Annotated in this window: 19 protein-coding genes and 2 tRNA genes; 15 read left to right on the forward strand and 6 right to left on the reverse strand. The window is 67.5% G+C overall.

Going from position 1 to position 25,316, the window contains the following annotated elements; translation table 11 throughout:
- Nucleotides 1-366: 366 nt before the first annotated feature.
- On the reverse strand, nucleotides 367-2,235 hold the full coding sequence (locus OXQ33_RS00315; RefSeq protein ID WP_267432469.1) for a lytic transglycosylase domain-containing protein: 1,869 nt from the start codon (nucleotides 2,233-2,235) through the stop codon (nucleotides 367-369).
- A complete protein-coding gene (locus OXQ33_RS00320; RefSeq protein ID WP_267432471.1) occupies nucleotides 2,232-3,005 on the reverse strand; it encodes a uracil-DNA glycosylase in 774 nt (257 codons plus the stop codon). The genes OXQ33_RS00315 and OXQ33_RS00320 overlap by 4 nt, the downstream gene beginning before the upstream one ends.
- Before the next feature lie 144 nt (nucleotides 3,006-3,149).
- Between OXQ33_RS00320 and OXQ33_RS00325 the strand changes: the two genes are divergently transcribed.
- The 6 genes from OXQ33_RS00325 to OXQ33_RS00350 all read left to right on the forward strand — a co-directional run bounded on the left by OXQ33_RS00325 (nucleotide 3,150) and on the right by OXQ33_RS00350 (nucleotide 10,424).
- Nucleotides 3,150-4,805, forward strand: coding sequence for an electron transfer flavoprotein-ubiquinone oxidoreductase (locus OXQ33_RS00325; RefSeq protein ID WP_267432473.1), 1,656 nt, complete (start codon nucleotides 3,150-3,152; stop codon nucleotides 4,803-4,805).
- A gap of 82 nt (nucleotides 4,806-4,887) precedes the next feature.
- Nucleotides 4,888-6,396: a tetratricopeptide repeat protein gene (locus OXQ33_RS00330; RefSeq protein WP_267432475.1), complete on the forward strand. Its 1,509-nt coding sequence runs from the start codon at nucleotides 4,888-4,890 to the stop codon at nucleotides 6,394-6,396.
- Between the two features lie 53 nt (nucleotides 6,397-6,449).
- Nucleotides 6,450-7,286 carry a 4-(cytidine 5'-diphospho)-2-C-methyl-D-erythritol kinase gene (locus tag OXQ33_RS00335; protein ID WP_267432477.1) on the forward strand — a complete coding sequence of 279 codons (837 nt, stop codon included), beginning with the start codon at nucleotides 6,450-6,452 and terminating at the stop codon, nucleotides 7,284-7,286.
- 93 nt (nucleotides 7,287-7,379) lie between these two features.
- Complete coding sequence (gene recA, locus OXQ33_RS00340) at nucleotides 7,380-8,453, forward strand: recombinase RecA (RefSeq protein ID WP_276039583.1); 1,074 nt, start codon at nucleotides 7,380-7,382, stop codon at nucleotides 8,451-8,453.
- Between the two features lie 64 nt (nucleotides 8,454-8,517).
- Complete coding sequence (locus tag OXQ33_RS00345; protein WP_267432479.1) at nucleotides 8,518-9,375, forward strand: class I SAM-dependent methyltransferase; 858 nt, start codon at nucleotides 8,518-8,520, stop codon at nucleotides 9,373-9,375.
- A 422-nt stretch (nucleotides 9,376-9,797) separates the two neighbouring features.
- Nucleotides 9,798-10,424: a glutathione S-transferase gene (locus tag OXQ33_RS00350; RefSeq protein WP_267432481.1), complete on the forward strand. Its 627-nt coding sequence runs from the start codon at nucleotides 9,798-9,800 to the stop codon at nucleotides 10,422-10,424.
- A gap of 109 nt (nucleotides 10,425-10,533) precedes the next feature.
- On the opposite strand, the gene OXQ33_RS00355 is transcribed toward OXQ33_RS00350, so the two are convergent.
- Nucleotides 10,534-11,865: a dicarboxylate/amino acid:cation symporter gene (locus OXQ33_RS00355; protein ID WP_267432483.1), complete on the reverse strand. Its 1,332-nt coding sequence runs from the start codon at nucleotides 11,863-11,865 to the stop codon at nucleotides 10,534-10,536.
- Between the two features lie 76 nt (nucleotides 11,866-11,941).
- On the opposite strand from OXQ33_RS00355, the gene OXQ33_RS00360 reads away from it, so the two are divergent.
- From OXQ33_RS00360 to OXQ33_RS00380, 5 genes are read left to right on the forward strand one after another with little or no spacing between them, the layout of a single operon-like run.
- Nucleotides 11,942-13,198 carry a Xaa-Pro peptidase family protein gene (locus OXQ33_RS00360; protein ID WP_267432712.1) on the forward strand — a complete coding sequence of 419 codons (1,257 nt, stop codon included), beginning with the start codon at nucleotides 11,942-11,944 and terminating at the stop codon, nucleotides 13,196-13,198.
- Complete coding sequence (locus tag OXQ33_RS00365) at nucleotides 13,195-13,890, forward strand: phytanoyl-CoA dioxygenase family protein (protein ID WP_267432485.1); 696 nt, start codon at nucleotides 13,195-13,197, stop codon at nucleotides 13,888-13,890. Before OXQ33_RS00360 ends, OXQ33_RS00365 begins: the two co-directional genes overlap by 4 nt.
- A gap of 33 nt (nucleotides 13,891-13,923) precedes the next feature.
- Complete coding sequence (alaS, locus tag OXQ33_RS00370; RefSeq protein ID WP_267432487.1) at nucleotides 13,924-16,572, forward strand: alanine--tRNA ligase; 2,649 nt, start codon at nucleotides 13,924-13,926, stop codon at nucleotides 16,570-16,572.
- Between the two features lie 23 nt (nucleotides 16,573-16,595).
- On the forward strand, nucleotides 16,596-17,480 hold the full coding sequence (locus tag OXQ33_RS00375; protein WP_267432489.1) for a hypothetical protein: 885 nt from the start codon (nucleotides 16,596-16,598) through the stop codon (nucleotides 17,478-17,480).
- A complete protein-coding gene (locus tag OXQ33_RS00380) occupies nucleotides 17,477-18,922 on the forward strand; it encodes an MATE family efflux transporter (protein WP_267432491.1) in 1,446 nt (481 codons plus the stop codon). Before OXQ33_RS00375 ends, OXQ33_RS00380 begins: the two co-directional genes overlap by 4 nt.
- A gap of 73 nt (nucleotides 18,923-18,995) precedes the next feature.
- On the opposite strand, the gene OXQ33_RS00385 is transcribed toward OXQ33_RS00380, so the two are convergent.
- Nucleotides 18,996-19,883: a diacylglycerol kinase family protein gene (locus OXQ33_RS00385; RefSeq protein ID WP_267432493.1), complete on the reverse strand. Its 888-nt coding sequence runs from the start codon at nucleotides 19,881-19,883 to the stop codon at nucleotides 18,996-18,998.
- Between the two features lie 71 nt (nucleotides 19,884-19,954).
- On the opposite strand from OXQ33_RS00385, the gene hemB reads away from it, so the two are divergent.
- Entirely contained in the window at nucleotides 19,955-20,947 is a 993-nt protein-coding gene (gene hemB, locus OXQ33_RS00390; protein WP_267432495.1) for a porphobilinogen synthase, read from the forward strand.
- A 13-nt stretch (nucleotides 20,948-20,960) separates the two neighbouring features.
- Nucleotides 20,961-23,165 (forward strand): fused MFS/spermidine synthase, encoded by a 2,205-nt coding sequence (locus OXQ33_RS00395; RefSeq protein ID WP_267432497.1) that lies wholly within the window; start codon nucleotides 20,961-20,963, stop codon nucleotides 23,163-23,165.
- Between the two features lie 5 nt (nucleotides 23,166-23,170).
- On the opposite strand, the gene OXQ33_RS00400 is transcribed toward OXQ33_RS00395, so the two are convergent.
- On the reverse strand, nucleotides 23,171-23,722 hold the full coding sequence (locus OXQ33_RS00400) for a hypothetical protein (RefSeq protein ID WP_267432499.1): 552 nt from the start codon (nucleotides 23,720-23,722) through the stop codon (nucleotides 23,171-23,173).
- Nucleotides 23,723-23,862: 140 nt separating this feature from the next.
- Between OXQ33_RS00400 and OXQ33_RS00405 the strand changes: the two genes are divergently transcribed.
- A tRNA-Arg gene (locus OXQ33_RS00405) sits at nucleotides 23,863-23,939 on the forward strand.
- Nucleotides 23,940-23,971: 32 nt separating this feature from the next.
- Nucleotides 23,972-24,048, forward strand: a tRNA-Arg gene (locus tag OXQ33_RS00410).
- Nucleotides 24,049-24,110: 62 nt separating this feature from the next.
- On the opposite strand, the gene OXQ33_RS00415 is transcribed toward OXQ33_RS00410, so the two are convergent.
- The gene (locus OXQ33_RS00415; RefSeq protein WP_267432501.1) at nucleotides 24,111-25,127 is read right to left on the reverse strand and encodes an LLM class flavin-dependent oxidoreductase; all 1,017 of its coding nucleotides are present in this window, start codon (nucleotides 25,125-25,127) and stop codon (nucleotides 24,111-24,113) included.
- Between the last annotated feature and the right edge of the window lie 189 nt (nucleotides 25,128-25,316).

Here is a 25,316-nt window from a genome sequence, read left to right on the forward strand (position 1 = left end):
GGCAGGTGGTGGAGCGTGCGCTTCGACTTCGCTCAGCGCGAACGGGGTTGGGGGACTATTTCTTCCGTCCGGCCTGCACTTTTACAAGGGCGAAAGCCGGGATCCCGTTGGCGTGGCACAGGTAAGTTGCTCCCATCGCTCCGCAACTGGACCCTGGCCTTCGCCGGGGTGGTGCAGAGGGGGAGTGGAAGGGCGACTTTTGTACCCATCCCCATTTGGCGAGTGCCGGGGCGTGCGCTTCGACCGCGCTCAGCATGAACGGAGGTTGGGGATGGAGGCAACGCGGTCATTCCCCGTTCCGCACAACCCGCAGTCCGTCCGGCCTGAGCGAAGTCGAAGGCCAAGCGACGCCGCCCGCGACCGCGCTCAATTCGCCTGAGGGACCGCCGTGCTGGATTGCGGGCTGATCGTGGCGTTCAGGGCGATCGTCGTCTTCGGGGGCACGCTCGCCTGCGCGACGTTGGGGCGTTGCAGACGGACCGCACTGGCCCCCGGCAAGCCCGGGAAGCGCGGCCACAGACCTTGCGCCAGCGCGGAACGGCTGGGCGACTTGGCCTTGCCGGTCTGGCTTTCGTACATCCAATAGTTGCGCAGGACCATGGTGACGTATCCGCGCGTCTCCCAATAGGGAATGCTCTCGATATAGAGGAGCGGGTCGCCATTGTCGCGGACGATGCTGTTCCACTCGCCCACCGGCTTGGGCCCGGCGTTGTAGGCCGCGATCACCTTGGGCAGCAGGCCGCCGGTGATGCCGGTCATGTCGCGGAGCCGCTCCAGATGGCGCTGGCCGATATCCATATTGGTCGACGGCTTGGTCAGTGCCGAGCGGTCGATCGACACGCCGCGTTCGCGGGCGAAGTCGGTCGCGGCGGCGGGCATGATCTGCATCAGGCCGTATGCGCCCGCCGGGCTGACCACCTTGTTGCGGAACCCGCTTTCCTGAAGGGTGTGGGCATAGACCAGCGCCTTGTCGACACGCCAGCCGCTGTCGGGCTTCCAGCTCGGCGTCGGATAGCGCGCCTCGGCGGTCGCGGTGACACCGGCGGGGCAGTTGTGCGCCAGCCACACCGTCGTCGCGGGCAGGTCGAGCGATTCGGCGAGGCGGACAAGGTTGCGGAACTCGGTGGGCTGGCCGATCCGCGCCTGCTGGCGGATCACCTGATCGGCCAGGTCGGTCTCGCCGATCTCGACCAGCGCGGCGGCGACCAGGATGTTGGGGCGTCGATCCAGCGCGGCCCAGTCGGTCGCGACCAACTGTCCGCGCGGCTCCCGCTCGCCGCGCATCCCCAACGCCTGACGCGCGAGCTGGCCATAGAAGCTCTCGCGGAATTGCGAGGCGGAGCGGAGCCGTCCCTCGATCCGGTCGGGACGGCCGCAGACCATGTCGGCGCGGGCGGCCCAATAGAGCGCGGCGGCGCGCAGATCGACATCGGTGGCGCGCGCGGCGGTACCCTCGAACGCGGTCGCGGCGGTCTGGCAGTCATTCTGGCGCCAGGCCGACAGCGCGACGGTCCAGCGACCCTGCACCGCCCATTCGCCATAGCCCTCGGCGGCCTTGGCGGCCAGCGTGCGGGCATTGGCATCGTCGCCCATCAGGAAATAAATCCAGGCGACCTTCTGCTGCCATTCGGTCAGCGCCTCGGGCGACAGGCCTTGCGTCGATTCGAGCAATGCCTGGGCGGAGGGGCCGTCATCCGCCTTGACGAAGGGTTGCATCTTCACCGCCAGATCGGCGGCGATCATGTCGCTTTTCACGCTCTTGGCCCGGACGCGGCGGGGTGCGCCGTCCTGCCAGATCAGGTTATGCGCCTCCGGCAGCGGGGGCAGGTCGTGTGCGCCGCGCGACCGGGCGAGGCGGGCAAGCTGCTCGGCCTGGGGCAGTTCGGGGGCTTCATTGAGCAGCGCGACCAGCCGCTCGACATCGACTTTGGGCGAGCCCTTGGCGGTATAGAGTTCGGCGCGGGCGATCGCATGGAGCGGGCCGGGCTTCAGCGCGTCGAGTTCGAGCTGCGCATCGGTCCAGCGGCTTTCGCGGATCGCAGAGAAGACGCGGGCATATCCCGCCTTCTGATCGGGATCGAGCAATGCGGGGATGCTGGGCGGCGCCTTGGCGGGGAGGGAAACCCGCGCGTCGCCACCGGCGGCGGGTTCGGTCGGAGCGGCGGAGGCACTTTGGCCGGCGGCGATCATCGCCCCCATGGTCAGCAGATACGCAACAAGCTGCCCCGGTTTCATCCTCGCATATCCCCCATCAGCATCTGCAAGTCCTTCCAGCTTTCCGCCTTGGCCATCGGCTTCTCGATGAGGAAGCGGGGATGGAAGCTGGCGATCGCCCTGCTTTTGCCGTTCTTATGATCAAGTTCGTGTGAATGTCCGCGTGCGCTGATGAGTTCGGTCCCGAGCACGGCACGGCTTGCCGCATTGCCCAGCAGCAGCAGCCCGCGCGGGGCGACCAGGCCGACATGGTGAAGCGCGATCTCGGCCAGTCGCGCCTCCAGCCCGGCGGGCGCGCGTCCGGCCAGCGGGCGGCGTGCGCAGACCGATGCGATGTGAACCGTCTCCCGCGACTGGCCGATCGCGGCCAGCATCCGGTCGAACAACCGGCCCGGCGCGCCGGACAGGATCTGTCCCGCGTCGCCGTCGTCGCGGTCGGGGCAATCGACCAACACCATCAGCTTCGCGTCGACCGGCCCCGTCGCGGCGAGCGATATGCCGTCCCATGCCGTCTCCGGCGCGGCGTCCGACAATCGCCATGCCAGGAACGCCTCCAGCGTATCGGGAAGGAGCGTGGGTTGTGCCGGGGCCAGCGCGACCACGCCGCCATGCATGGCGGGCGTAGCACTCGCCATGGTCGGCGCAGGGGGCGTGAAGGCGATGGGCCGCACCGGTTCGGCGGCCATCCAGTCGCGGGGTTCCTCCTCGACCAGTAAGTCGACGCCCGCGTCATGCCACCAATCGAGCACGCTGGCCGCCAATGCGGTGTCGAACGTCGGAAGAGCCCCCATATGACTTGCTTCCATGCTGCAAGGTTGACGTGCGCGTCAATCTGTCGGATCGACGGTCGGGACAAGATGTTTCCCGTCCGCGCCCGGACGAACCCGCCATAGCGGGACGCTACGGCAGCGGCGCGGTCACAATGCGAGGATGCCATGAGCGAACGCGAATCGATGCCCTATGACGTGGTGATCGTCGGCGCTGGTCCGGCGGGCCTGTCGGCGGCGATCCGCCTGAAACAGCTCGCGGGCGAGCAGGGCGGCGAATTGTCGGTCTGCGTGCTGGAAAAGGGGTCCGAGGTCGGCGCGCATATCCTGTCGGGCGCGGTGATCGACCCGATCGCGCTGGACGAACTGCTGCCCGATTGGCGCGAGGATGGCTGTCCGCTGGCCGAGGTGCCGGTGACGGAGAATCTCCACTGGATATTGAGCGCGGGCAAGCATCGCAACCTGCCCCACGCGCTGACCCCGCCCTTCATGCACAACAAGGGCACCTATACCGGAAGCCTGGGCAATCTGTGCCGCTGGCTGGCGGGCAAGGCCGAGGAGTTGGGGGTCGAGATCTTCCCCGGCTTCGCTGCCGCCGAAATCCTGTTCCACGAGGATGGCCGGGTAAAGGGGGTCGCGACCGGCGACATGGGTGTGGCACGCGACGGCACGCGCAAGCCCGATTACCAGCCAGGCCTCGAACTCCACGCCAAGTACACCTTCTTCGCCGAGGGCGTTCGCGGCCATCTGTCCAAGGAGATCATCCGCCAGTTCGACCTCGCCCGCGACAGCGATCCGCAGGTCTATGGCCTGGGGGTGAAGGAATTGTGGGACATCGACCCCGCCAAGCATGTGCCGGGCCGAGTGATCCACACCCAGGGCTGGCCGCTGGGCCACGACGCCAATGGCGGCGGCTTCATCTACCACCAGGCGGGCGGGCAGGTCGCGCTCGGTTTCGTGACCTGGCTGAACTACACCAACCCTTACATCTCCCCCTTCCAGGAGATGCAGAAGTGGAAGACCCATCCGGTCATCGCCGAACTGCTGAAGGGCGGCAAGCGCGTCTCCTACGGCGCGCGGGCGATCAATGACGGCGGGCTTCAGGCGATCCCGAAGCTGACCTTCCCTGGCGGCGTGCTGGTCGGCTGTTCGGCGGGTTTCCTCAACGTACCCCGCATCAAGGGCACGCACGGCGCGATGAAGTCGGCGATGCTGGCGGCGGAGGCAGCCTTCGCGGCGGTACAGGCGGGTCGCGAGGGTGACGAGCTGACCGACTATCCGGAGGCGTTCCGCGCCTCATGGCTCTACAAGGAGCTGTCGACGGTCCGCAACGTCGTACCGCTGGTCAAGAAATATGGCGACACGCTGGGCTCCGGCCTGGCGGGCGTGACCATGTGGGCCGAGCATTTTGGCCTCAAGATGCCCTTCACCATGAAGCACAAGCCCGATCACGAAAGCCTGTGGCGCAGGGATCAGGTGAAGAAGCCCGATTATCCCAAGCCCGATGGCGTGCTGACCTTCGACCGTCTGTCCTCGGTGTTCCTGTCGAACACCAATCATGAGGAGGATCAGCCGGTCCATCTGACGCTGAAGGACGCCAGCGTTCCGATCGCGCACAACCTGCCCTTGTTCGACGAGCCCGCGCAACGCTACTGCCCGGCCGGCGTTTACGAGGTGGTGGGTGTGGACGAGGGCGATCCGAAGTTCGTGATCAACGCCCAGAACTGCGTCCACTGCAAGACGTGCGATATCAAGGACCCGACCCAGAACATCAACTGGGTCGTGCCGGAAGGCGGCGGAGGACCCAATTATCCCAATATGTAAGCGTTCGTCCCTCGTCCGGGGCCCGGCCCTTGCCCTGATCGCGGCGATCGCGGCGATCGCGTCGACCCCGGCGGTCGCTGCGGTGAAGGCGGGCCCCGAGCCGCTCGCCGCCTATCTGTCCGCGCGGGTCGCGGCAGCGGAGGGACGTTCGGCGGCGGCGGCGAGCGACTATGCGGTCGTGCTGACCAACTGGCCCGACGATCCCGCCGTCGCGGTCCGGGCCTATCGCGAGGCGATGATCAGCGGCGACGAAGCGCTCGCCCTGCGCGCCGCCCGCGTGATGGAGGCCGAGAAGGTCGCGCCGATCGACGTGGCGCTGCTCGACCTGGCCATCGCGGCCCACAAAGGCGATCGAAAGGCGTATGATGGCGCGCTGACCCGGATCGATGGCGGTGCTCTGCGCATCCTGTCGCCGGTCCTGCGGGCATGGGGTGCGTGGGACCGCAAGCAGCCGGTCGAAGCGGCACTGGACAGCGCGGGCAAGGAGCCGGTCGCGCGGCGGCTGGCCGAGGAACATCGCCTGCTGCTGGCGCTGGCCGGGCGGCGGATGGACGATCCGGCGGCGCGCGTACTGCTGGAGGCGATGCGGGCCCCCGCCGACACGCGGATCGCAGCGGCGGAGTTGATGGCGGGGCGGGGCGATGAGGCCAATGCCCGTGGCCTGTTGACCGATCCGCTGGTGTCTTCGGAGCGCGGGAAGCTGGGCCGCAAGCCCGATCTCGGCTTCGGCGTATCGCGACTGTTCGCGCGCGTCGGGGCCGAACTGGTGGGCGAGGGGCCGCGCCCGCTGGTGATCGCGCTCGCCCGTACCGCCCTGATCGCCGATCCTGGCAACGACCGGGCCCGCCTGTTGATGGCGGAGGCGCTGGCCAAGGACGAGGCCTGGGACGCCGCCATCGCCGCGCTGGAGGGCGTCGATCCCGACCGCGCCTTCGCGCACCGGGCGGCGGTGGTGCGGATCGGCCTGCTGGGAGAGGCGGGCCGCCCGGGTGAGGCGCTGATGCTGGCGAAGGGGCTGGCGACCGCGAAAACGGCGGGGGTCGATGACTGGCAGGTCTATGCCGACCAGCTGATCGCCGCCAAGCGCCCCGCCGACGCCGCCCCCTGGTATGAACGCGTGACCCGCGCCGACCCGCCGCTGCCCTGGGCCGCCTGGCTGCAATATGGCGGCGCGCTGGATCAGGCGGGGCGCAAGGACGAGGCCGATGCCGCGCTCGCCCGTGCGGTGGCGCTGGGGCCGGACGAGCCGCTGGCGCTCAACTATCTGGGCTATGCGCGGATCGAGCGGGGGGAGGACGTGGCCGGATCGCTGGCGCTGCTCGAACGCGCGAGCAAGCTGGCGCCGGACGATGCCTCGGTCACCGACTCGCTCGGCTGGGGCTATCACAAGGCGGGGCAGACCGGGCGCGCGCTGCCCCTGGTCGAGCAGGCGGCGATGGCCGAACCCGCCAATAGCGAGATCGCCGACCATCTGGGCGATATCTATTGGGCGCTGGGGCGGCATTATGAGGCGCGCTATGCCTGGCGTGCGGCGGCGCTGACCGCCGACGATACCGAGCAGGCGGCGCTGGCGACGAAGCTGGCGCGCTGAACGACGTGGCGAACGGTCTTGCCGCGCCGCGCCGGGCGACGCATGGGCGGGGCATGACCGTCATCGTCGAGACCGCCCCCGCCAAGATCAACCTGGCCCTTCACGTCCGCCGTCGCCGCGCCGATGGCTATCACGATCTGGAAACGCTGTTCGCCTTTTGCCGCGACGGCGACAGGGTGACGGTCGAACCGGCGACGACGACCAGCCTGACCCTGACCGGCCCCTTTGCCGCGGTGCTGGCGGGCGAGGCTAAGGAGGACAATCTGGTCACCCGTGCGGCGCGCCGTTTTGGCGAGCGCTTCGGCGTCACCGGGGGTCATGCCATCACACTCGACAAGCATCTTCCCATAGCCTCCGGGATCGGCGGCGGTTCGGCGGATGCGGCGGCGACGCTGCGGGCACTGGCGCGGTTGCATGACGTTCCGCTCGACCATGCCGAGCTGTTCGCGCTGGCGGCCGGTCTGGGCGCGGATGTTCCCGCCTGTCTGCTTGGGCGGACGGCGCGGGGCGAGGGGAAGGGGGATGCGCTTCGGCCGCTGCCGCCGCTCGGCGACCGGCCGGTGCTGCTGGTCAATCCGGGCGTGGCGGTATCGACGGCGGCGGTGTTCGGGCGCTGGGACCAGGTCGATCGCGGGCCGCTGGGTGAGGGCGATGCGATGGCGGTCGCGGTGGACGGACGCAACGACTTGGAGCCCCCGGCCCGCGCCATCGCGCCGCAGATCGATGCGGTGCTGGCGCTGCTGGAGGGCGCGGCGGGCGTCGACTTGGCGCGCATGTCGGGATCGGGGGCGACCTGCTTTGCGATCTTCCGCGATGTGGCGGCGCGCGACGCGGCGGCGCGGACCGCTTCGGCACGGGGCTGGTGGGTCCTGCCGACATTTTTGCAGTGAGTTTTGTTCCGCTCTTGTTCTCACGGAACAAAACACATACATAGCAGATGCGTTGAATGGACCACGCGCATGGTCTAGCGAGGGAAGCATCTGATGGCCGCCAATCTGAAAGTGATCGAAACAGGCATGGCAACCGCAAACGCAGACCGGCAAAAGGCGCTCGACGCCGCGCTCGCCCAGATCGACCGGGCATTCGGCAAGGGCTCGGCGATGAAGCTGGGGCAGAAGGAAACGATGCAGGTCGAGGCGATCTCGACCGGCTCGCTGGGCCTGGACATCGCACTCGGCGTCGGCGGCCTGCCGCGCGGCCGTGTGATCGAGGTTTACGGCCCCGAATCGTCGGGCAAGACGACGCTGGCGCTGCACGTCATCGCCGAGGCGCAGAAGATGGGCGGCACCGCCGCCTTCGTCGACGCCGAACACGCGCTCGACCCCGTCTATGCCAAGAAGCTGGGCGTCAATATCGACGAACTGATCGTGTCGCAGCCGGACACCGGCGAGCAGGCGCTGGAAATCACCGACACGCTGGTCCGCTCGAACGCGATCGATGTGCTGGTGGTCGACTCGGTCGCCGCGCTCGTGCCGCGTGCGGAAATCGAGGGTGAGATGGGCGACAGCCATGTCGGCCTCCAGGCTCGTCTGATGTCGCAGTCGCTTCGCAAGCTGACTGGCTCCATCAGCCGTTCGCGCTGCATGGTGATCTTCATCAACCAGCTCCGCATGAAGATCGGCGTGATGTACGGCAACCCGGAGACGACGACGGGCGGCAATGCGCTGAAATTCTATGCCTCGGTCCGGCTCGACATCCGTCGCACCGGCGCGATCAAGGATCGTGAGGAAGTGACCGGCAACGCCACCCGCGTGAAGGTGGTGAAGAACAAGGTCGCACCGCCGTTCAAGCAGGTCGAATTCGACATCATGTATGGCGAGGGCATCTCCAAGATCGGCGAGATCCTCGATCTGGGCGTGAAGGCCGGGCTGGTCGAGAAGTCGGGGAGCTGGTTCTCCTACGACTCGGTGCGGATCGGGCAGGGGCGCGAGAACGCCAAGACCTATCTGCGCGACAATCCCGACATGGCCGATCGTCTGGAGCGCGCCATCCGTCAGCGGACGGAAAAGGTCGCCGAGGAGATGATGACCGGCCCCGATGCCGAGGATGATATCTGAACCAGGGGAACGGCCCGCCAGCGATGGCGGGCCGTTTCGCTTCTGGCGCATATGGGGTGGGGCGATGACCAGCGGACTGGATTGGCGTGGCCGGGTCGGCGATGTCTGGGCGGCGGAATGGCGTCGCACCGATCGCAGCCTCGCCGATCTGTCGCGCCACCTGAACGCCGCGATCGCGGCGGTCGCCCCCGAACAGGGGCTGGCGCTCGATATCGGAAGCGGGGCGGGTGCGACCAGCCTGGCGCTTCATGCCGTGCGCCCCGGGTTGCGCGTGACGGGGGTCGATCTGTCGCCGGATCTGGTAACCGTCGCGCAGGGTCGGGCGGCGGACGAGGGCGGCGGGGCGGACGAGGCGCATCTGCGTTTTCGCCGCGACGATGCGATCCAATGGGCGGCGCGGGAGGGGCCTTTCGACCTCTTCGTCTCGCGCCACGGCGTGATGTTCTTCCCCGATCCGGTCGCGGCTTTTAAAGGGTTCCGCCAAGCGGCGACCGATGATGCCGCGTTCATCTTTTCCTGTTTCGATGAGCGCGGGCATAACGGCTTCGCGACCCTCGCCGATGCGGTGATCGGACACACGCCCCCCACGCCCGCCGGATATGAGCCCGGTCCCTTCGCCTTCGCCGACAGCCATAGGGTGGCGGACTGGCTGGAGCAGGCGGGATGGGTGCCGGGCGCGGCGGCGCGCCTCTCCTTTGAATATGTCGTCGGAGCGGGCGACGATCCGGTCGCTGATGCGGTCGCCTTCCTGTCGCGTATCGGCCCCGCCGCTCGGGCGATCGGTGGGGCCACTCCCGATGAACGCGACCGGATCGTCGAGGCGTTGGGGCGGGCTCTGTCGGACTATCGGGTGGAGGATCGCGTCGTTCTGCCCGCGTCCGCCTGGATCTGGCGCGCCCATGCGCGAGGTGGTGTGGGATAGGCGTGTGGCGGTCGGGTCGGCGCGCCGACGTTCGATCTTACTTAGTTCCGATCGTTCGGGCCGCACTGCCTTCATTCCTCCCCTGCAAGGGGAGGGGGACCATGCGGAGCATGGTGGAGGGGTATCCCCCTATCGAGAGCGCGAGACCCCTCCGTCAGGCCTTGCCTGCCACCTCCCCTTCCAGGGGAGGAATGGGGAATGTCGATCGGCCTTGGTCGCTCGCGAACAGGGTTCGCGCAGAGAACGCAGAGGTGTTTGGCCGAGCATCCTGCCCGCGGGGTTCAATCTTGGCACATGGATCGGATCATGGCGGCCCGGTCCTTGCCCATCCTGATCGCGGCAAGCGACGACTTCCCCGAAGCCCGGATTGGGCCCCGCAGGACGATTGATGCGTTATCGCGCGCGCATCATGGGGAACAGGCATGACGATCATCGTCCATCATCTGGAAAACAGCCGCTCGCAGCGTATCCTCTGGATGCTGGAGGAACTCCGGCTGCCTTATGAGGTGAAGCGCTATGAGCGCGATCCCAAGACAATGCTGGCCCCGCGCGAGCTGCGTGCCGTGCATCCGCTCGGCAAGTCGCCGGTGATCGAGGATGACGGCATGGTGATCGCCGAGACGGGGGCGATCATCGAATATCTGGTCGGCAAGGGCGACGGCCGCCTGGGGCCGCCCGCGCATCGAGAAGCCATGCAGCGCTGGCGCTTTTGGCTGCATTATGCCGAAGGGTCGCTGATGCCGCCGCTGTTCGTCCTGCTCGTGCTCAGCCGCATACCGGTGATGGGCAAGGCCGCGATCAAGCGCTTCCGGCCGATGATCGACCGTCATCTCGATTATATCGAAAGCGAATTGCAACGCGCGCCCTGGTTCGCGGGCGAGCAGATGACCGCCGCCGACATCATCATGAGCTTCCCGCTGGAGGCCGCGCGCGCCCGCGCCGGTCTGAACGAAAGCCGCCCCGTGACGATCGCTTGGCTGGAGCGGATCCATGCCCGCCCCGCCTATCAGGCCGCGCTCGCCAAGGGCGGGCCCTATGCCTATGCGTGAGGGCGGAGGCTCGGGTTCATCCCATGCCCCGCCCGTTGCGACTTACCCGGCGTCGCTGAACCGCAGAGGATGGTGACGCGTCCGCGCACCATCCTCTGCGCGAACGGGCTCAATGCCCCCCGATCTGCCGAAAGCTGTCCGGCGCCGGCTCGGCGGGCGTGCCCGATGGCGCCCGCAGCGATTCGACGTCCACTGGCTCGGGCGGGTCGAGCGGGCCTTCCCATTTCGCGATCACCGCACTCGCCACCGCATTGCCGATGACGTTGGTCGCCGAGCGGCCCATGTCGAGGAAATGATCGACCGCCAGGATCAGCAGCAACCCGGCTTCGGGAATGTTGAACATCGGCATGGTCGCCGCGATCACCACCAGCGAGGCGCGCGGCACGCCCGCAATCCCCTTAGACGTGACCATCAGGACCAGCAGCATGGTGATCTGCTGCCCGATCGACAGGTCGATTCCGTAAGCCTGCGCGATGAACAGCGACGCGAAGGTCATGTACATCATCGAGCCGTCGAGATTGAACGAATAGCCGAGCGGTAGCACGAAGCTGGCGATGCGCGGCGGCACGCCGAACCGGTCCAGCCCCTCCAGGATGCGCGGATAGGCCGCCTCGGACGACGCGGTCGAAAAGGCCAGGATCAGCGGCGCGCGGATATGCGCGATCAGGTCGCGGATGCGCGGCCCGATGAACAGCGTCGCGATGCCGAGCAGCACGCACCACAGCAGCAGCAAGCCGAGGTAGAAGCTGCCCATGAAGATGGCGAGCTTGCCGATCACCGACGGCCCCTGCTCGATCAGCGTCCCCGCCACCGCCGCGAACACCGCGACCGGGGCGACGCGCATGACATAGTCGGTCACCTGCAACATGACGGCGACCAGCGCATCGACCGCGCGGACCAGCGGCGCGGCGCGCTCGCCGACCGCCGTGATCGCGACGCCCAGGAAGATCGATCCGACGACGATCTGCAACACCTCGTTGGTCGCCATCGATTCGATCAGCGAGGCGGGGACCAGATGGGTGACGAATTTCTGCAGGTCGAACCCCGCCTTCACCACCCCGCTATCGGCGGTGACGGCGGGCAGCGGCAGGTTCAGGCCGACGCCCGGCTGCAACAGGTTGACCAGGATCATGCCCAGGCTGAGCGAGACGAGGCTGGCCGAAATGAACCAGGCCAGCGAGCGGAAGCCGATCCGCCCCAATGCCTTGGTATCGCCCATCTGCGCGATGCCCGACACCAGGGTCGCGAAGACCAGCGGCGCGATGATCATCTTGATCAGGCGCAGGAACAGCCCGGTGACGATCGCGAAATATTTGGCGATCGTCGTCAGTTGCGCGCTCGCCGCCGCGCTGCCGTCGTCGAGCGAAAGGTTGATCGCAAGCCCGACGATCAGGCCCAGGACCAGCCCGATGAAGATGTACAAGGTCAGCCGCTTGGCCATGCATCCCCCAATATAAGTTCCACGCGCGAGCCAAGGGCATTGCGGCGCTCAGGTCAAGGACCCTATCGTGCCCGTCATGCCGACCCTGTTGTCCCGCCGCGCGCTGATCGCGGCCGCCGCCCTGCCGCTCCTGATCCGTCCGGGGCTGTTGCGCGCCGCCGAACCCGATCTGGCGGGACTGTCCGACGTGACCGGCGGTGCGGTGCCGATCGGGCCGGAAGAACGGGCGCGGCGGCTGGCGCGGGCGCAAGGACTGATGAAGGCGAAGGGCATCGGCGCGGTCCTGATCGAGCCGGGATCGAGCCTGGTCTATTTCACCGGTGTCCGCTGGGGCCGGAGCGAGCGGCTGACCGCCGCGATCCTGCCGGTCGAGGGCGAGCCGTGCATCGTCACGCCCTTTTTCGAGGAACCCTCGGTCCGCGAGACGCTGGCCGTCCCCGCCGAGGTGCGGGTTTGGCAGGAGGATCAGAATCCCCTCGCCATCGTCGCGGGATTCCTGCGCGACCGCAAGTTGACGGGGCGTCCCGTGGGCATCGAGGAGACGGCGCGCTTCTTCGCCTTCGACGGCCTCCAAAAGGCATTGCCGGACGCGCGGCTGGTTTCGGGCAATCCGGTCGTGCGTGGATGCCGGATGGTGAAGACCCCCGCCGAAATAGCGCTGATGCAGCTGGCGACCGATGTGACCATGGCCGCCTATCGCTGGCTCCATCCGCGTGTCGAGAGGGGAATGACGGGCGCGGAGATCGGCGCGCTGATGAGCGCCGCGACCCGCAAACTCGGCGGCAGCCCGGAATTCAGCATGGCGCTGATCGGCGAAGCCTCCGCCTATCCGCATGGCAGCAAGCAGGTGCACCGGGTCGCGGACGGGCAGGTCGTCCTGATGGACTGTGGCTGCACGGTCGAGGGCTATCAGTCCGACGTCTCGCGCAGTTGGGTACATGGCACGGCCAGTACGGAGCAGCGCAAGGTCTGGGACTTGGTCGCGCGCGGGCAGCAAGTCGCGCAGAGTGCGGCGCGCATCGGCGCTCCGGCCGGGAGCATCGACGATGCGGTGCGGCGCTTCTACACCGTGCAAGGGTTTGGTCCGGACTATCGCCTGCCGGGCCTGTCGCACCGCACCGGCCACGGCATCGGGATGGACGGGCATGAGCCGGTCAATCTGGTCCGGGGCGAGGCGACGCCGCTGGCGCCGGGCATGTGCTTTTCCAACGAGCCCGGGCTCTATCTGCCCGGCAAGTTCGGCATCCGAATCGAGGATTGCTTCCACATGACCGAAAGCGGGCCCGTCTGGTTCTCGCAGCCGCCGCGTTCGATCGATGCCCCGATCGGATGATGGCCGAACTGGACGAGCATGGTTATGCCCTAAGGCCGTCGCGGCTGGATGACGGGGAAATGGCCGAACTGGCCGCGCTGTTCGCCGATTGGCCGTCCGGTCGCCCAGGCCAGCGCATCGACCCAAGGCGAGCGGCCGCGCTGACGGGTGTCCGGCAACTGGTCGCGGATCGCGCCCCCACCATGCGCCCGGTTCGAGCCTTGCTGTTCGACAAGGCGGACGGAGCCAACTGGGCACTCGCCTGGCATCAGGATCGGACCATCGAAGTCGTTGAGCGGCGCGAGGTGGCGGGCTTCGGCCCCTGGACGGTCAAGCAGGGCCGGGTCCATGTCGCACCGCCCGTATCACTGCTGGAGCGGATGGTGACAGTGCGCTTCCATCTCGATCCCGTCGACGCCGACAATGCGCCGCTGATCGTCGCGCCGGGATCGCATCGACTGGGGCTCATTCCCGAGCCGTCCATCGAAGCCGCGGTCGCACGGCATGGCGATGCGATCTGCCTGGCGGAGGCGGGTTCGGTCTGGCTCTACCGCACCCTCATCCTCCACGCTTCGGCTCGGTCCAGCCCGGGCCGGCATCGCCGGGTGCTCCAGATCGACCTGTCGGCGGACGAGTTGCCCGACGGATTGCGCTGGGCATGCGATGCGGAAAGTGTCGATGCGACGGATCGCCCCGAATGCGCGAGCGCTTGAGCGCGCGCGAAACCTCGCCTAAGTCGCTTGGCCATGACCTCGACCAACGACATCCGCCGCGGCTTTCTCGACTATTTCGGTGCGCAAGGGCACCAGATCGTGCCCTCCGCTCCGCTCGTGCCGCAGAACGACCCGACGCTGATGTTCGTGAATGCGGGCATGGTGCCGTTCAAGAACGTGTTCACCGGCCTGGAATCGCGCCCCTATTCGACCGCGACCAGCTCGCAGAAATGCGTCCGCGCCGGGGGCAAGCATAACGATCTCGACAATGTCGGCTATACCGCGCGGCACCATACCTTCTTTGAAATGCTGGGCAATTTTTCGTTCGGCGATTATTTCAAGGAACAGGCGATCACCCATGCCTGGACCCTGCTGACCAAGGTCTGGGGCATTCCCGCCGAAAAGCTGACCGCCACCGTCTATCACACCGATGACGAGGCGTTCGACCTGTGGAAGAAGATTGCGGGCCTGCCCGAGCACAAGATCATCCGCATCCCGACCAAGGACAATTTCTGGGCGATGGGCGAGAACGGGCCGTGCGGTCCGTGCTCCGAAATCTTCTACGATCACGGCGACCATATCTATGGTGGTCCTCCCGGCAGCCCGGAGGAGGATGGCGACCGATTCGTCGAGATCTGGAACCTGGTCTTCATGCAGTTCGAGCAGGAAGCCAATGAGATCGTCGGCGAACTGCCCAAGAAGTCGATCGACACCGGCATGGGGCTGGAGCGGATCGCCGCCGTGCTCCAGGGTGTGCACGACAATTACGACACGGATACGTTCAAGGCACTGATCGCGGCTTCGTGTGAACTGACCCACACCAAGGCCGAGAATGGGCAGAAGGCCTCGCACCGCGTCATTGCCGACCATCTGCGCTCGGCGGGCTTCCTGGTCGCGGACGGGGTGCTGCCCGCCAATGAAGGGCGCGGCTATGTGCTCCGTCGCATCATGCGCCGCGCGATGCGTCATGCGCATCTGCTGGGCGCGAAGGAGCCGTTGATGCACCGGCTGGTCCCGGCGCTGGTCGCCGAGATGGGCGCGGCTTATCCCGAGCTGGTCCGTGCGCAGCCGCTGATCGAGGCGACTTTGAAGCAGGAAGAGACGCGCTTCCGCCAGACGCTCGACAAGGGTTTGAAGCTGCTTGACGAAGCGACGGCGGGCATGGCGCCCGGTGCGACGCTGGCGGGTGAGACGGCGTTCAAGCTCTATGATACCTATGGCTTCCCCTATGACCTGACCGAGGACGCGCTGCGGGCGCAGAACCTGTCGGTCGACCGGGCGGGCTTCGACGCCGCCATGGCCGAACAGAAGCGCGCCGCGCGCGCCGCTTGGAAGGGCTCGGGCGCGAAGGCGTCGGATGACGTGTGGTTCGACATCGCCGAAGAGACCGGCTCGACCGAATTTCTGGGCTATGCCTCCGACACGGGCGAGGGCGAGGTGCTGGCGCTGGTCAAGGACGGTGCGCGGGTCGACAGCGCGGCGGCCGGCGAGAGCGTCGCGATCATCGTCAACCAGACGCCTTTCTATGGCGAGAGCGGCGGGCAGGTCGGCGATACCGGCACCATCTCCAGCGATACCGGGCTGAAGGCGGTCGTCACCGACACCTCCAAGCAGCTCGGCCGCGTCTTCGTGCACAATGCCGAGATCCAGGAGGGCGGGATCAAGGTCGGCGACAGCATGAAGCTGGCCATCGACACCACCCGCCGCGCCGCGATCCGTGCCAACCACTCGGCGACGCATCTGCTGCACGAGGCGCTGCGCCAGCGGCTGGGCACCCATGTCGCGCAAAAGGGCTCGCTGGTCGCGCCGGAGCGGCTGCGCTTCGACTTCTCGCAGCCGGTCGGCATGACCGCCGACGACATCGCCGAGGTTGAGACGCGCGTGAATGAGCAGGTGCGCGGCAATGGCCCGGTCGTCACCCGCCTGATGACGCCCGACGAAGCGATCGAAATGGGCGCGATGGCGCTGTTCGGTGAGAAATATGGCGACGAGGTTCGTGTCGTGTCGATGGGCGAAGATGCCGACGGCACCTACTCTCTCGAACTCTGCGGCGGCACCCATGTGAACGCGCTGGGCGAGATCGGCGTGTTCAAGATCGTCTCCGAAGGCGCGGTGTCGAGCGGCGTTCGCCGTGTCGAGGCGCTGACCGGCGAGGGTGCACGCGCCTATCTGTCGCATCGTGACGAGATGCTGAAGGCGGCCGCCGCGACGTTGAAGACCACGCCCGATGAGGTGCCCGCGCGCATCGCCGCGCTGGTCGAGGATCGTCGGCGTCTGGAGCGCGAACTCGCCGAGGCCAAGAAGGCGCTCGCCATGGGTGGCGGCGCGGGCGGTGCGGCGGCGGGGCCGCAGCAGATCGGCGACGTGGCGTTCATCGGCCAGGTGCTCGAAGGCTTCGAGGCCAAGGGGCTGCGCGGTGCGGTGGACGATGCCAAGCAGCGGCTGGGGGGACCTGGCGTCGCGGTGATGGTCGCGGTGAATGACGGCCGCGCCTCGGTCGCGGTCGGCGTCACCGACGACCTGACGGGTAAGCACAATGCCGTCGAATTGCTGCGCAAGGCGGTGGCGGCGCTGGGCGGGCAGGGCGGCGGCGGCCGTCCCGACATGGCCCAGGGCGGCGGCCCGGACGGCACCAAGGGGGCCGAAGCGCTCCAGGCGGTTCGGGACGCTCTGGCAGGCTGAAGCCATATCGAAAGGAGCAAGCGATGCGAAAGACCATTTTGAAGGCTTTGACATTGCTTGCCTCTTTCGCCGGAGCATCGAACGGTGCCGTCACGCTGGCGCAGAGCGGCGCGACGGCGAGTGACCCGGTCGTCGTGACTGCACGACCCTTGCCCGACCGGCGGCAGACCCTGCGCTGGTTCGGTTCGATCTCCGGCTATCCGTCCGGCGACGAACCGCTGGCCCGCATGACCGAGCCCTTGTGCATCGCCATTTCCGGCATGTCGGCAAAGGCCGCGGTGCCGATCGCGAACCGCATTCTGGAGCATGCCGAGCGGCTGGGGATCAGACTGGGCGGTGAAAAATGCAGCCCCAATGTCCTCGTGCTGTTCGTCGAAAACGGCGCCCGGCAGGTCGCCTGGCTCGCCGATCATCGTCCGAGCGTGTTCGGCACCCTGTCCACGCATGAGGTCAGCGCGCTGACCCGCGACAAGGGACCGGTCCATGCCTGGAGCCTGACGGCGATCACCAGCCGCGACGGCGATCCCCTGATCCAGATCGGCGGCGGGGTGCCCACGCTGCGCATTCCGACCGCCAGCCGGATCAGCCTGTCCACCAAAGCCCATATCGCCGCCGCCCTGGTGCTGATCGACAATGGTGCGGCGGAGGGAAAGACCGTCAACCAGATCGCCGATTACACGACGATGCGGCTGCTCGCTCAGATCCGCCCGCGCAAGGGCGAAGGCGTGTCCACCATATTATCGCTGTTCGATGCCGACGGCGCCGCGCCGGAGGCGATGACGCCGTTCGACTGGGGGTATCTGCGCGGGCTCTATTCGGGTCCTGGCGACCGCCGACCCATGTTCCAATATGCCGCGATGGCGCGTTTCGTCGAAGAGGAAACGGCCAAGGGAGAGCCCAAGCCGTGAGTGCCCCCAACGGACGTCGTGACCTGACCGCGGGTCCGATCGGCAAGACGCTGCTGCTGTTCGCACTGCCCACTCTGGGGTCGAGCGTACTGCAATCGCTGAACGGCTCGATCAACGCGATCTGGATCGGCCAGTTTCTGGGCGAGCGCGCGCTGGCGGCGACGACCAACGCCAATATCATCATGTTCCTGCTGGTTGCCGCGACCTTCGGCTTCGGCATGGCGGCGACGATCCTGATCGGCCAGAATATGGGTCGGCGGGATGTCGAGGCGGTGCGCCGGGTGCTGGGATCGGCGCTGGGGCTGTTCGTGGTCATCTCGACCCTGACAGTGGTGGTCGGCTGGCTGGCCGCGCCCGCGATCCTGCGCGCGCTGGCGACCCCGGCCGAGGTCTATCCGCTGGCGCTCGCCTATCTTCGCGTGATCTTCGTGGCGATGCCGCCGGGGTTCATCGGCGTGCTGCTGACCATGGCGTTGCGCGGGGTGGGCGATTCGATCACCCCGTTGAAGTTCATGGCGCTGGGCTCGGTGCTCGACGTCGTACTGAACCCCGTCTTCATCCTGGGGCTCGGCCCGGCACCGGCGCTGGGGATCGAGGGCTCGGCGGTGGCGACGCTGATCGCCAATAGCGGCTCGCTGCTCGCGATGGTCGTCTATCTCTACGCCAAGGATCTCGTCATCCGGTTGCGCGGGGCGGAGTGGCGCTATCTGATCCCGACGCCGACGCTGCTCAAGACGATCGTGGTCAAGGGCTTTCCGATGGGGCTCCAGATGCTGGTCGTCTCCACCTCGGCGCTGGCGATGATGGGGCTGGTCAACCGGCATGGCACCGCGACCACGGCGGCTTACGGCGCGGCGAACCAGCTCTGGACCTATATCCAGATGCCCGCCATGGCGGTCGGCGCGGCGGTCAGCGCGATGGCGGCACAGAATATCGGGGCGGGCCAGTGGGACCGCGTCGACCGCATCACGAATGCGGGGCTTCGGATGAACCTGCTCCTGACCGGCGTGCTGCTGCTGGCGGTGACGCTGCTCGACCGGCACGTCCTGTGGCTGTTCCTGGGCAGCGAGCGGGATGCGATCGGGATCGCGACGCGGATCAACCTGATCGCCGGATGGAGCTTCATGCTGTTCGGCGTGTCGATGGTGCTGGCGGCAACGGTTCGGGCCAATGGCGCGGTGGTGGGGCCGCTCGTCATCCTGGCGATCTCGATGTTTCCGGTCCGCTTCGGCCTTGCCAATCTGCTGGAACCCAGCCTGGGGGCGGACGCGATCTGGTGGAGCTTTCCGGCGGGCTCGCTCGCCTCGATGGTGATGACGATCGGCTATTATCGCTATGGCAATTGGCGCAAGGGGCGGATGGCCGTGGTCGACAAGCAGGAATGCGAGGAACAGGTGCTGGCGGAAGGGCAACCGACGAACAAGGCGATGCCGGTCGGATAATCGCCAGCGGCGATGCCCCTCCACCACCGCTTCGCGGCGGTCCCCCTCCCCATCGGTGATGGGGAGGATTGGGTTACTCCGCCGGGGCCATCACCTCGATGATGCCGGGCGCGATCTTCGCGGTGACCGGGGTGCGGGCGAGCACCTCGCCGTCGATCGAGATGGGCAGCGGGGGAATGGTGTTCAGCTTGATCTCCCGGCCCCGGAACTCGCGGACCTTTTCCTTGCGATAGTCGCTGCGCAGGACGCTCGCCGCCCAGTTGACGATCAGGCGGCGCTTCACATGGCCGCACACCGCCTGCACCACGATCTCACCCGAATCGACCGCCGCCGATTCCACCAACTCGGTGCCGCCATGATAGGGACCGTTGGAGATACGCACCTCGACCACGCGGAGCCGCTCGCGCTTGCCGTTCTGCTCGACGATCAGGGTGAAGGGGCGGAAGCGCAGGAACTGATAGGCCGCCCAGCCGAGATAGCCCAGCCGCCCCGCCACGCGCTTCAGACCATGGGGCACGGTTTCGGCGATCTTGGGGCTCATCCCCATGGCGGCGCAATTGGCATAATAGTCGTTGTCGATCATGCCCAGGTCGATGCGGCGCGGGCGACCGGTGCGGATCACCTCCACCGCGCCCTCGATATCGAGCGGGATGTTCAGTGACCGCGCGAAGCTGTTCGCAGTGCCGAGCGGCAGGACGCCCAGCATCACGTCATGCCCGACTATCAGGTCGACCAGCCCGCTGATCGTCCCGTCGCCGCCGCCCAGGATCAGCAGGTCGGGCTTGGCCGCCAGCAACTCGCGGACCGTCGGTTCCAGATCCTCCGGGTCCTCCACCGCGCGCGCATCGACGGGGTAGGGGAGGCCGGACAAGGCGGCGCAGGCTTGTCGGAACAGCGCCTGTCCGCGCCGCGATTTGGCATTCACCACCATCGCGGCCGATCGTATCTCTCTCACCCTCATATCCTTTCGCACCCGGAACGCTCTCATCCAACGCTTGGCAAGCGCGGTACGATCCCCCAAATGCCATAAGGATGACCGCTTCCTATCCCGCGCTTCGCCTTCGTCGTACCCGCGCCTCCGACTGGAGCCGTCGGCTGCATGCCGAGAATGTGCTGACCCCCGCCGATCTGATCTGGCCGCTGTTCGTGACCGAGGGGCAGGGGGTGGAGGAACCCATTGCCAGCCTGCCCGGCGTATCGCGCTGGTCGCTGGACGGGATCGTGGCGCGGGCGCGCGAGGCGGCGGATCTGGGCATTCCGTGCCTGGCGCTGTTCCCCAACACGCCTTCGCACCTGCGCACCGATGACGGGCGCGAGGCGCAGAACCCCGATAACCTGATGTGCCGGGCGATCCGGGCGATCAAGGATGCGGTGCCGCAGATCGGGGTGCTGACCGATGTCGCGCTCGATCCCTATACCACGCATGGCCATGACGGGCTGGTCGATGCGGCAGGCTATGTCGTCAACGACAGCACGGCCGACGCGCTGGTGCAACAGGCCCTGACCCAGGCGCGGGCCGGGTCGGACGTGATCGCGCCGTCGGACATGATGGACGGACGCATCGGCCTGATCCGTGCCGCGCTGGAGGCGGAGGGCTTCGTGAATGTCCAGATCATGGCCTATGCCGCGAAGTACGCCAGCGCCTTTTACGGGCCGTTCCGCGACGCGGTGAACACGCGCGGTCTGCTGAAGGGCGACAAGCGCACCTATCAGATGGACTCGGCCAATGCCGAGGAGGCGCTGCGCGAGGTCGCGCTGGATCTGGCCGAGGGCGCGGACAGCGTCATGGTGAAGCCGGGTCTGCCCTATCTCGACATCATCCGCCGGGTTAAGGACGAATTCCGCGTGCCGACCTTCGCCTATCAGGTGTCGGGCGAATATGCGATGATCGAGACGGCGGTGGCCGCCGGGGCCGCCGACCGCGACGCCATGGTGCTGGAGACGCTGATGGCGTTCAAGCGGGCGGGGTGCGCGGGGGTGCTGACCTATCACGCCGCCCATGCCGCGCGTCTGCTGAACGCCTGAGCCCGGCACGGGAGTGATCGCCCGATCGTCCGGCCTGCCCGCGCGCGCGCTGTTCGTCGCGACGATCCTGACCGGATCGTTCCTGCTGTTCCTCGTCCAGCCGCTGGTCGCGCGGATGGCGTTGCCCCGGCTGGGCGGCGCGCCGGCGGTGTGGAACTCGGCGATGTTCGTCTATCAGGCGCTGCTGCTCGGCGGCTATGCCTATGCCCATGCGCTGGGCCGGTGGCGACCGCGGGTTCAGGCGGGCATCCATCTGGCGTTGCTGGCGGGCGCGGCGCTGTGGCTTCCCATCGGGTTGATGGCGGTCGAATTGCCGCCCGATGCGGAGCCCGCCTTGTGGGTGCCGTGGTTGCTGGGCCTGTCCATCGGGCCGCTTTTCTTCGCGGTGTCGGCGCAGGCCCCGCTGATCCAGCGCTGGTTCGCGCTCGCCGAGCCGGGGCGTAACCCCTATGCGCTGTATGCGGCCTCCAATCTGGGCAGCTTTGCCGGGCTGATTGCCTATCCCCTGCTGGTCGAGCCAATGATGACGCTTCATGGGCAGAGTCGGTTGTGGAGCGTCGGCTACGCCCTGCTGGCGGTGATGGTGCTCGCCTGTGCGACGCGGTTGCCGAGCGGGCAGGATCGGGAGAGGGCGGAGGCGCCCGTCTCGACGGCACCGGGATGGCGGAAGGTGGCGCTGTGGACCGCGCTGTCGGCGGTGCCCTCGGGGCTGGTATTGGCGACCTCGACCTATATCACCGCCGATATTGTGGCGATGCCACTGCTCTGGGTGCTGCCGCTGGGGCTGTATCTATTGAGCTTCATCATCGCCTTCGCGACGCGGCGCGCGGCGGCGGACACGCTGACCCGGATCGCGCCCGTCACCCTGTTGCTGTTCGGCGGGGTCATCATGGGCGGCTATCCGGGGCGGCCCTATTTCAATGTCGTCGTCGCGCTGCTGCTGCTCTTCATGGTGTCGGTGGCGTTGCATACCGCGCTCTACCGGGCGCGACCGGCGGTCGATCGGCTGACTGGTTTCTATCTGTCGATGGCGGTCGGCGGCGCGCTGGGCGGTGTGTTCGCCGGGATATTGGCGCCGGTGCTGTTCGACTGGACCTATGAATATCCGCTGCTGATCCTGACGGCGGGCGTGCTGATCCCGCAGCAGTTCATGACCATGGGGTTGCGCCATGCATGGCTGCGGCATCGCCGCGTCATGCTTGTCGCGCTGGTCTTCGTCATCGGCCTGTTGCTCGGCCTCAGGCTGCTAGGGCAGGCGGAGTGGTTCGGCGAGGAGCGGCAGGGGCCGATCTTCCTGGTGATCGCGCTGCTCGCCTTCGTGACGATCGGCGCGCGGACGGGCTTTGCCCTGTTGCTGGCGGCGGCGTTGGTGCTGTTCGGCGGCTATCGCGCCCTGTCGCTGTCGATGGAGCGCGACGCCCGGATGCGCAGCTATTTCGGCGTCTATACCGTGCGCGACGAGGTCGGTCGCCGCGAACTGGACCATGGGTCGACCGTCCATGGCATCCAGCTACGCGGATCGGAAGCGCGCGAGCGGACGCCAACCACCTATTATGCCCCCGATTCCGGCGTGGGTCGGGCCATGCGCGCCGCGCCCGCCATCTTCGGACCCTCGGCACGGATCGGCGTGGTCGGGCTGGGGACCGGAACGCTCGCCTGCTACGCCCAGCCGGGGCAGAGCTGGCGCTTCTACGAGATCGATCCCGTCATCGTCCGCATCGCGCGCGACACCGGCCAGTTCAGCTATTTGCGCCGCTGCCTGCCCGATCCGGTCATCCGCATCGGCGATGCGCGTATCCGACTGGCCGCCGAGGCGAGCGATGGTTTCGACCTCCTCGCGCTGGACGCCTTCTCCTCCGACGCCGTGCCCGCGCATCTGCTGACCCGCGAGGCCTTTGCCACCTATGCGCGGGTGTTGTCGCGGCGCGGGCTGCTGCTGGTCCATATCTCCAATCGTTTCGTCGATCTGGAGCCGCTGGTGGCCGCCGCCGCGCGTGATGGCGGCTGGGCGGTCGGTAAGCTGACCTATATCCCCTCGGACCTGGACGAGCAGGAATCGGCCACCACCTCGGTCTGGCTGGCCCTGTCGCGCGATGCGGACGTGCTCCGCGCGCTGGAGGCGAGGGGCGGCGACTGGAAACTCGCGACGGCCCCGCCAAGCCTTGCGCCCTGGACCGACGATTATTCCAGCGTCCTGCCCTTCATCCGGCGGTTCTGAGCGGATCAGCTGTTCGGCAGGCTGGCGGACAGCGCCGCGATCTGCTTCGCCTGACGCTCGGCCGCGCCAGCCACCCGCTCGCGCAGCGCGGTGAGCGCGGGATAGTCCGGTTCCAGCGCGGCCGCACGCGCGATGGCGCGGTCGTCGATCTCGGTCAGCAAGCCCGAAGTCCGCGCCCGGATTTCGTCCAGCGCCGCCAGATCGGTCTGCGCGGCCAGCCAGGTATCACTGCCCACGCTCTGCCCACGAGCCTTGGCCGCGCCGGCGCGGGCCTGGTCATAGGCCTTGGCGAATTCCCCCTCCACGGCGGTCAGGCGATCGGCGATCCCGGCGATCTGCGTATCGAGCGCGGGATCGGGGCGTAGCGCGACTGGCTTGGTCACCGGCTCGGCAAAGCCCTGCTTCTCGACCGGGCGGACCGCGAGCGAGGGATAGGGCATCGTGTCGCGGTCGCGCGCGCATCCGGCCAGCATCGTGGCGGACAACAGGCCGAGCAGCGCGATCATCGGGCCGGAGCGGATTGAGGGACGGATCGAGGGAAAGGACGGATGGATCATCGCAACCATCCTAGACGGAAGAGAGCGCTTGGGAAAATGCCTCACGGACGCTTTGCGGGCGCGTTCCGAAAAAATGTGGATAACCGGGCCGAAGGGCTTGCCATGATCCCGAACCGCTTCTAAGAGCCCACCTCCACAGCGCGCCCGTAGCTCAGCTGGATAGAGCATCAGACTACGAATCTGAGGGTCGGACGTTCGAATCGTTCCGGGCGCGCCAGTGGATCATATCCGGTCTTATCAGACCCCTGCGCGCCCGTAGCTCAGCTGGATAGAGCATCAGACTACGAATCTGAGGGTCGGACGTTCGAATCGTTCCGGGCGCGCCATTTCTTCCCCGTCATCGACATACCGGCTTCCAGGCCCCGGCTTTCGCCGAGGCCTTTCGTCGTCAGCGCCAACCGAGCGCGGGGGCGATGTGGCGCAGGATGTTCTCGATCACATGCGCGTTATAGTCCACGCCGAGCTGGTTGGGCACGGTCAGCAGCAGCGTGTCGGCCTCGGCGATCGCCTCGTCCGCGCGAAGTTGCTCGATCAGGCGTTCGGGCTCGGCGGCATAGGAGCGGCCGAAGACGGCGCGCATATTGTCGATGACGCCGACCTGGTCCTGGCTGTCGTCCCGCCCGAAATAGGCGCGGTCCTGATCCGTGGTCAGCGCGAAGATCGACCGGGAAACCGACACGCGCGGCGTCCGCTGATGCCCCGCCTCGGCCCAGGCCTCGCGATAGGCGCGGATTTGCTTGGCCTGTTGGACATGGAAGGGCTCGCCGCTCTCATCGGCCTTCAGCGTGGAGCTTTGCAGGTTCATGCCCTGCTTCGCCGCCCAGATCGCGGTCGCGTTGGAGGCGGAGCCCCACCAGATACGATCGCGCAACCCCTCCGAATGCGGCTCCAGACGAAGCAGGCCGGGCGGGTTGGGGAACATCGGGCGCGGATTGGGCTTGGCGAAACCCTGCCCCTTCAGCAGGTGCAGGAACACCTCGGCATGGCGACGGCCCAGATCGGCGTCGGTCTCGCCCTGGGCGGGGCCATAGCCGAAATGCCGCCAGCCATCGATCACCTGTTCGGGTGAACCCCGGCTGATCCCCAGTTGCAGGCGACCGCCGCTGATCAGGTCCGCCGATCCGGCATCCTCGACCATGTAGAAGGGGTTTTCATAGCGCATGTCGATCACGCCGGTGCCGATCTCGATCCGCTTCGTCCGCGCGCCCACGGCGGCAAGGAGCGGGAAGGGCGAGGCCAATTGCTGCGCGAAGTGGTGCACACGGTAATAGGCACCGTCCGCCCCCAATTCTTCCGCCGCGACCGCGAGGTCGATCGACTGGAGCAGCACGTCCTGCGCCGAGCGCGTGGCGGACTGAGGAGAGGGCGACCAATGGCCGAAGGACAGGAAACCGATCTTTTTCATGGGATCAAGATAGGTCACGCGCGGTCGTGATGCACCCCGGAGCATGGCGCGCCGGGCGAAACGCTTGCTTTCCGAAAGCGCGATTGGACGCTGGGGCGGGTCGATATTGAACCATTCCTCCCCTGGAAGGGGAGGTGGCAGGCCGTCAGGCCTGCCGGAGGGGTGTCGCGCTCTCGATAGGGGGGACAC

The organism is Sphingomonas sp. GM_Shp_1 (assembly GCF_026540895.1).
In the GTDB taxonomy this organism is placed as follows: Bacteria; Pseudomonadota; Alphaproteobacteria; order Sphingomonadales; family Sphingomonadaceae; genus Sphingomonas.